6 protein-coding genes are annotated in these 6,525 nt (G+C 70.5%); 1 reads left to right on the forward strand and 5 read right to left on the reverse strand.

The window, feature by feature from the left end; all coding sequences use genetic code 11:
* Nucleotides 1–107: 107 nt before the first annotated feature.
* The 5 genes from RI554_09275 to RI554_09295 all read right to left on the reverse strand — a co-directional run bounded on the left by RI554_09275 (nt 108) and on the right by RI554_09295 (nt 4,330).
* Nucleotides 108–1,142, reverse strand: coding sequence for an ABC transporter substrate-binding protein (locus RI554_09275; protein MDR9392204.1), 1,035 nt, complete (start codon nt 1,140–1,142; stop codon nt 108–110).
* 124 nt (nt 1,143–1,266) lie between these two features.
* Nucleotides 1,267–2,001 carry an ABC transporter permease gene (locus RI554_09280; GenBank protein ID MDR9392205.1) on the reverse strand — a complete coding sequence of 245 codons (735 nt, stop codon included), beginning with the start codon at nt 1,999–2,001 and terminating at the stop codon, nt 1,267–1,269.
* A gap of 7 nt (nt 2,002–2,008) precedes the next feature.
* A complete protein-coding gene (locus RI554_09285) occupies nt 2,009–2,842 on the reverse strand; it encodes an ABC transporter ATP-binding protein (GenBank protein MDR9392206.1) in 834 nt (277 codons plus the stop codon).
* A gap of 38 nt (nt 2,843–2,880) precedes the next feature.
* Nucleotides 2,881–3,636, reverse strand: coding sequence for a fumarylacetoacetate hydrolase family protein (locus RI554_09290; GenBank protein MDR9392207.1), 756 nt, complete (start codon nt 3,634–3,636; stop codon nt 2,881–2,883).
* A gap of 4 nt (nt 3,637–3,640) precedes the next feature.
* On the reverse strand, nt 3,641–4,330 hold the full coding sequence (locus tag RI554_09295) for a GntR family transcriptional regulator (GenBank protein MDR9392208.1): 690 nt from the start codon (nt 4,328–4,330) through the stop codon (nt 3,641–3,643).
* A gap of 106 nt (nt 4,331–4,436) precedes the next feature.
* On the opposite strand from RI554_09295, the gene RI554_09300 reads away from it, so the two are divergent.
* Nucleotides 4,437–6,525 (forward strand): FdhF/YdeP family oxidoreductase (locus RI554_09300; GenBank protein MDR9392209.1); only part of this gene is annotated, 2,089 nt, incomplete at its 3' end.

The raw sequence follows: 6,525 nt of genomic DNA on the forward strand, positions 1-6,525 counted from the left end.
ATGTCGCGCACGTAGCCGCGGAGTCGGACCCACGCCCCGCGGGGGGAGGGACCGGAGGTCCCTCCGTTCGCGGGCGTCGACAGGGGGGTCGTCGACATCGATGCGTCCTACTGGCCGCAGCCCAGCGCGGCGGCGTCTTCGAGGAAGCTGATGTCGATGTAGTCGGCGACCTGCACCGGGCTGGTGATGTCGCCGGTCTCCAGCATCGCCTCCATGAGGCCCTGCATCCCGGCGGTCGACAGGACGCCCTCGGGGGTCGTGGGCCACATGCCGACGTCCATCGCGGCGTCGTAGAGGCCGAGGACCGCGGCCTCGCTGGTGCCCGGAACCTGCTCGACCGTGTAGGCCAGGAAGGCGTCGCGATGCTCGTTCGCCCACCGGTTCGACTCGAGGTTCCCGCAGGCGATCGCGAGGGCCAGGTCGGGGTTGGCGTCGATGTACTCCGCGCGGCTGAAGTACAGCTCGGTCGCGAAGTCGGGCACGACCTCGCTCATGTACTGCACGACGCGCGCATCGTCGGTCTTCTCGGCGAGGTCGAACCAGTCGTCGAGGCCGATGGTGACCGCGTCGACCCGGCCGGCGAGCAGCGCGGCGGCGCGATCGGGGCTCCCGCCGATCTGCACGAAGCTCACGTCGCGTTCGGGGTCGAGCCCCTCGTCGGCGAGGGAGAAGCGGGTGAGCAAGGCATCGAAGCCGGCGGGCCCGGACATGCCGATCGTGCGGCCCTCGAGGTCGGCGACCGATGCGACGTCGGCCTGGCCGGCGAGGACGTAGTTGATCTTCGATTGGGGCGAGCCGATCGCGGTGAGTTCCGCGCCTTGCGCAGCACCGATGATCAGCTCGTCCGCGCCGTGGGGCGCCAGGTTGCTGCGGTTGGCGATGAGGGCCTGCACGCCCGACGTGTTCGTCAGCGTGACGATCTCCACCTCCGCGCCCCAGGCTTCGAGCATGTCGAGCATGTAGGCCTGCGGCATCAGCAGCGCGCCGGCCAGCGAACTGGTCGTCGTGATGCTGGTGCCCGAGAGGTCGAGGTCGTACTGGGCGGCGGCCTCCTCGGGGGTGAGTTGGGCGGTGGCGACGCCGGCCACGAACACCGCGGCGAGGCTCAGCGTGCGAAACAGACGGGCAACGGACGTCTTCATACGGACTCCTTGGGTTCATCTCCGCAACGGAGGTCCCGAGATCGAACTCGGGCGAGCGAGGGGGGACGGGACGACGGTCGGACCTCCCTTCTGCGACGCAGCGGCGCGTCGAGGCCGTTCCGGGTCAGGTGCTCCAGACCTGGAAGCGGCGCTCGAGGAGCGCGAGGAGTTTGGTGAGGACGATCCCGAGGAACGGGAGGGGGAGGATGGCGGCGATCAGGTAGGCGGTCTGGAACGACGAACCGTAGGTCGCGATCAGCGTGCCGAGCCCGCTCAGGCGGAGGTAGACCTCGGCGATGGCCATCCCGACGACGCCGCGCCCGATCCCGAGGCGTACGCCCGCGAGGATGAAGGGAACGGCGGCGGGGATGACGACGCGACGCACCAGGCCCCACTCGTGGCGCACCCCGAAGGAGCGGGCGACCTCGAGCAGGTCCGGAGGCGTATCGCGCGCGCCCTGGTAGACGTTGATCAGGATGGGGAAGAAACTGGCGAGGAAGACGACCACGACGCGGCCCGACAGGTCGAACCCGAACCAGATGAGGACCAGCGGGACGAGCGCGACGGTCGGGAGGGCGTACAACCCCGAGAAGTACGGGCTCAGGGTGCGGTCGAGCCAGCGGTAGCGGCCGACGACGAGGCCCAGGAACACCCCGAGCGCCAGCGCGGTCGAAAAGCCGATGACGAGCAGGCGCAGGCTCTCGAAGAGGGCGGCGGGCAGCGGCCCGAAGAGGATGTCGACGAAGGCGGCGACGACGGCCGAGAACGGCGGCAGGACGTCGGGGTTGCCGAACCGCCCGCCGGCCTCCCAGGCCCCGAAGACGACGAGCGCGAAGACGAGGTGCTTCACGTAGCGCATGGCCGCCTCAGACCGCCGCCCGTGCAGCCTGCATCTCGTCCGCCTCGTGCCGCACGATGCCCTCGCGCAACATCTCCCAAATCTCGTGGCGGACGCGAGCGAACTCCGGTTCGGCGCGCACGTCGTACTCCCAGCGTCGGCGGGGGAGCGGGACGTCGACGACCGCCTGGACGGTGCCGGGCTGGCCGGTCAGGACCACGACCCTGTCGGCGAGCAGGACCGCCTCATCGAGATCGTGCGTGATGAACATGACCGACTTCTTGGTTTCGGACCACAGCTTGAGCAGTTCCTCCTGCATCAACTCGCGCGTCTGGGCGTCGATCGCCCCGAACGGCTCGTCCATCAACAGGATCTCCGGGTCGGCGGTCAACGCTCGGGCGAGCCCGACGCGCTGCTGCATGCCGCCCGACAGCTGGTGGGGGTGGGCATCCTCGAACCCCTCGAGGCCCACCTTCGCGATGTTGGCGCGGGCGAGGCGGTCGGCTTCGGAGGCGGCCGTATCGCGGATGTCGAGGGGGAAGCGGACGTTGTCGAGGACGGTCTTCCACGGGAACAGGCCGAACGTCTGGAAGACGACCGCCCGGTCGTCGCCGGGGCCGGTGACCGGCCGGCCGTCGATGGCGATGGTGCCGTCGGTGGGGGTGGACAGCCCGGCGACGATCTTGAGGAGCGTCGTCTTCCCCGAGCCGCTCGGTCCGATGACGGACACGAACTCGTGGTCGGCGACGTCCAGATCGATACCTCCGAGGGCGAGCAGCTCGCTGCGTACGCCGCCCCGGCGGATGTGGAAGACCTTTCGGATGCCTCGGATCGACAGCTTGACGTTCTTCGAATCGCTCACGGTGTCCCCTCCAGAACGGTGTGAAGACGGCGTCGCGCTCAGCCGGCGACGACGGTGTTGCGCAGGGCCCCGAGCCCGTCGATGCGAACCTCGACGACGTCCCCGGGATGCAATGGACAGAAGCCGGGCGGCGTCCCGGTGAGGACCAGGTCGCCCGGTTGCAGCGTGAGGGAGGCGGTCACGATCTCCAGGACCTCCCCGAGCTTGAACGTGAGGTCGGCGGTGGAGGCGTCCTGCTTGACCTCGCCGTTGACGAGGGTCTGCAGCGCACGCGTCTCGGGGTCGGCGTAGTCGGTGTCGATCCAGGGCCCCACGGGACAGAAGGTGTCGGAGCTCTTGGCCCGCCACCACTGGGTGTCGGCGAGCTGCCAGTCGCGGGCGGTGAGGTCGTTGGCGATGGTGAAACCGAGGACGTAGTCGCGCCAATCGGCGGCGGCCACCTTGCGTGCGGTCGCGCCGATGACGAGGGCGAGCTCCCCTTCGAACTCGAAGCGCTGGCCGGCGGGGGCGACGACGTCGGCGTCGGGACCGACGATCGTGTTGGCCGCCTTGAGGAAGACGTTGGGGATCTCGGGCCGCTCGAGCCCCTTGGCGGCGAGGAGTTCGTCGTAGTTGTTCCCGACGCACACGATCGTGGTGGGTTCGACGGGAGCGAGCAGGGTCGCCTCGGCGAGCGGCCCGACGACGGCGCCGCGCCGCAGGGCGCCGGGCGCGCCCTCCGCGGCGTACAGCGTGTCGCCCTCGATGAGGCCGTGACGGGGACCTTCGGGGCTGGCGTAGCGGACGATGCGCATGGCGTTACTCCTTTTCGGGGGCGGCTTCGGCGGCCGGGTCGGCGTCGAGGCGTTCGGCGAGCGAGGTGACGGTGGATTGCAGGTGGCCCTGCAGGAGGCGTCCGGCGGCGTCGACGTCGCCCCGCCGGCAGGCGCGGTAGATCGCCCAGTGCTCCTCCTGGGCGTGCGCCGTACGGTCGCGTTGCGTGACGAACAGGCGGAGGAACCGATCGGATTTGACGCGGAGGTTGTCGATGGTCTCGATCAGGAGGCTCGGGCGATCGCGTCCGTAGAGGAGGTCGTGGAACTCGACGTTGGCGGCGATCCACGCCGCGCCGTCCTCCTCCTCGTCCATGCGGTGCAGCAGCGCCTCCATGGCGGCGAGGACGTCGTCGCCCATGCGGGGGAGGTTGCGGCGAAGGGCGAGCACCTCGAGGGCGATGCGCATCTCGTAGATCTCGGTGAGTTCGGCGGACGAGAGGCTGGACACGATGGCGCCCCGGTAGGGCTGGAGGGTCACGAGGCCCTCGGCGTCGAGCTGCCGGAGGGCTTCGCGGATCGGCATGCGGCTCACGCCGAGGCGTTCGGCGATCTCGGCCTGGTTGAGGCGTTCGCCGGGCTTGAGGAGGCCGGTGGCGATCGCTTGGCGTAGGCGGGTCGTCACCTGTTCGGTGGCCGGTTCACGCCCGAGGGTCTCGAATACGGTACTATCCATAATATTGGATCCAATCTACGGGATTGGGGATGAGGATAGTGGGTTCGCGCCCACGTGTCAACGTCCACCCCTGCGCCTGCGCGCACCGCGCCGAAAGGAGGCCCCCATGGGCCTGTTCCGGAGCCGCCCCAAAACCTACGTCCGCGCCCCCGACCCCCGCTGGAACCCCGACGGCTGGGCGACCCGCGTCCCCCTCACCCACCTCGAGAACTTCGGGGAGGTCCTCCGCGCCGGCTGGGAGAACCGCGACCGCGCCGGCTACGCCTGGCGCATCCTGCAGGACGGCGTCTGCGACGGCTGCGCGCTCGGCACGAGCGGCATGAACGACTGGACCGTCGACGGCATCCACCTCTGCAACGTCCGCCTCCGCCTGCTCCGCCTCAACACCGCCCCCGAAGCGCCCATCGAGCGCTTCGCCGACGTCGGCGCCCTCCGCACCCTGTCCTCGCAGGAGCTCCGCGACCTCGGTCGCCTCCCCCATCCGATGATCCGCCGCCGCGGCGACCCCGGCTTCCAGCCCATCGACTGGGAGGAGGCCCTCACCCTCATCGCCGAGCGCATCGACCCGGACGCCCCCGACCGGACGTTCCTCTACCTCACCAGCCGCGGCCTCCCCAACGAGACCTACTACGCCGCACAGAAGGCGATGCGGGCAATCGGTACGAACAACGTCGACAACGCCGCCCGCGTCTGCCACTCCCCCAGCACCGTCGCGCTCAAGGCCTCGATCGGGGTCGGGGCCACCACCTGCTCCTACGGCGACCTCGTCGGCACCGACCTGATCACCTTCTTCGGCAGCAACGTCGCCAAGAACCAACCCGTCCTGATGAAGTACCTCTACCACGCGAAAAAGGCGGGCACGGAGGTCGTCACCGTCAACCCCTACCGCGAGCCCGGCATGGACGCGTACTGGGTGCCCTCCGACGTCGAGAGCGCCCTGTTCGGCACGAAGATCAGCGACGCCTTCATCCAGGTCGCCCCCGGCGGCGACCGCGCCTTCCTCCACGGCACCCTCAAAGCCCTCGTCGCCGCCGACGCCCTCGACCACGCGTTCATCGCCGCCCACACCGACGGCTGGGAAGCGCTTCGAAAGGTCCTCGAGGCGACCCCCTGGAGCACCCTCGAACGCGCCGCCGGCCTCACCCGGCACGACATGGAGGCCTACGCCGAACGCGTCGCGAAGGCCGAACGCGCCGTCTTCGTCTGGGGCATGGGCATCACGCAACACGGCGACGGCGAGGACAACGTCCGCGCCATCGTCGATCTCGCCCTCTCGCAGGGCTTCATCGGCCGCGACGGCTGCGGCCTCATGCCGATCCGCGGGCACAGCGGCGTGCAAGGCGGCGCGGAGATGGGCGCCTACGCCACCGCCCTCCCCGGCGGCGAGGCGCTCACGCCCGACACCGCCGCCGCCCTCTCCGAACGCTACGGCTTCACCGTCCCCAACGCGCCCGGCTTCACGACCCCACGGATGCTCGAGGCCGCCGCCCGAGGCGACGTCGACGTGCTCCTCGCCGTCGGCGGAAACTTCCGTGAGGTCATGCCGTCGCCGACGGCGTCCGACGCGGCGCTGTCCGCCATCCCTCTCCGCGTGCACGTCGACGTCGTCGCCAGCAGCCAGATGCTCACCGACCCCGCCGACACCGTGATCGTGCTCCCCACCACCACCCGCTACGAGATCCCCGGCGGCGTCACCGAGACCAGCACCGAGCGACGCATCATCTTCAGCCCCGAAATCCCCGGGCCGCGCGTCGCCGCCGCCCGCCCGGAGTGGGTCGTCCTCACCGACCTCGCCCGCCGCGTGCGGCCCGACCGCGCCGACGCCGTCACCTTCGACGGCACCGCCGCCATCCGCCGCGAGATCGCCGACGTCGTCCCTTTCTACGCCGGGATCGACGGCCTCGCCGCGAAGGGCGACCAGGTGCAGTACGGCGGCCGGCACCTCTGCGCCGGGGGCACCTTCCCCACCCCCGACGCGCGCGCCCGGTTCCACCCCGTCCCCGTCGACGACGCGCCGACCCCGGCGGGCGACTTCCGCGTCGTCACGCGCCGCGGCAAGCAGTTCAACAGCATCGTGCACGCCGACGTCGACTCCCTGAACGGACTGTCGCGCGAGGCGGTCCTCATGGCGCCCGGCGACGCCGCCGACCTGGGGCTGGCGAACGGCGCGGCGATCGAGGTCGACGACCTCGATC

It is taken from the genome of Trueperaceae bacterium, from assembly GCA_031581195.1.
Classification (GTDB): Bacteria; Deinococcota; Deinococci; order Deinococcales; family Trueperaceae; genus SLSQ01.

What these genes read in the sequence shown, in the direction of transcription:
- RI554_09295 (MDR9392208.1), bottom strand. Translation starts at nt 4,330, where the DNA reads ATGGATAGTACCGTATTCGAGACCCTCGGGCGTGAACCGGCCACCGAA.
- RI554_09280 (MDR9392205.1), bottom strand. Translation starts at nt 2,001, where the DNA reads ATGCGCTACGTGAAGCACCTCGTCTTCGCGCTCGTCGTCTTCGGGGCC.
- RI554_09275 (MDR9392204.1), bottom strand. Translation starts at nt 1,142, where the DNA reads ATGAAGACGTCCGTTGCCCGTCTGTTTCGCACGCTGAGCCTCGCCGCG.
- RI554_09290 (MDR9392207.1), bottom strand. Translation starts at nt 3,636, where the DNA reads ATGCGCATCGTCCGCTACGCCAGCCCCGAAGGTCCCCGTCACGGCCTC.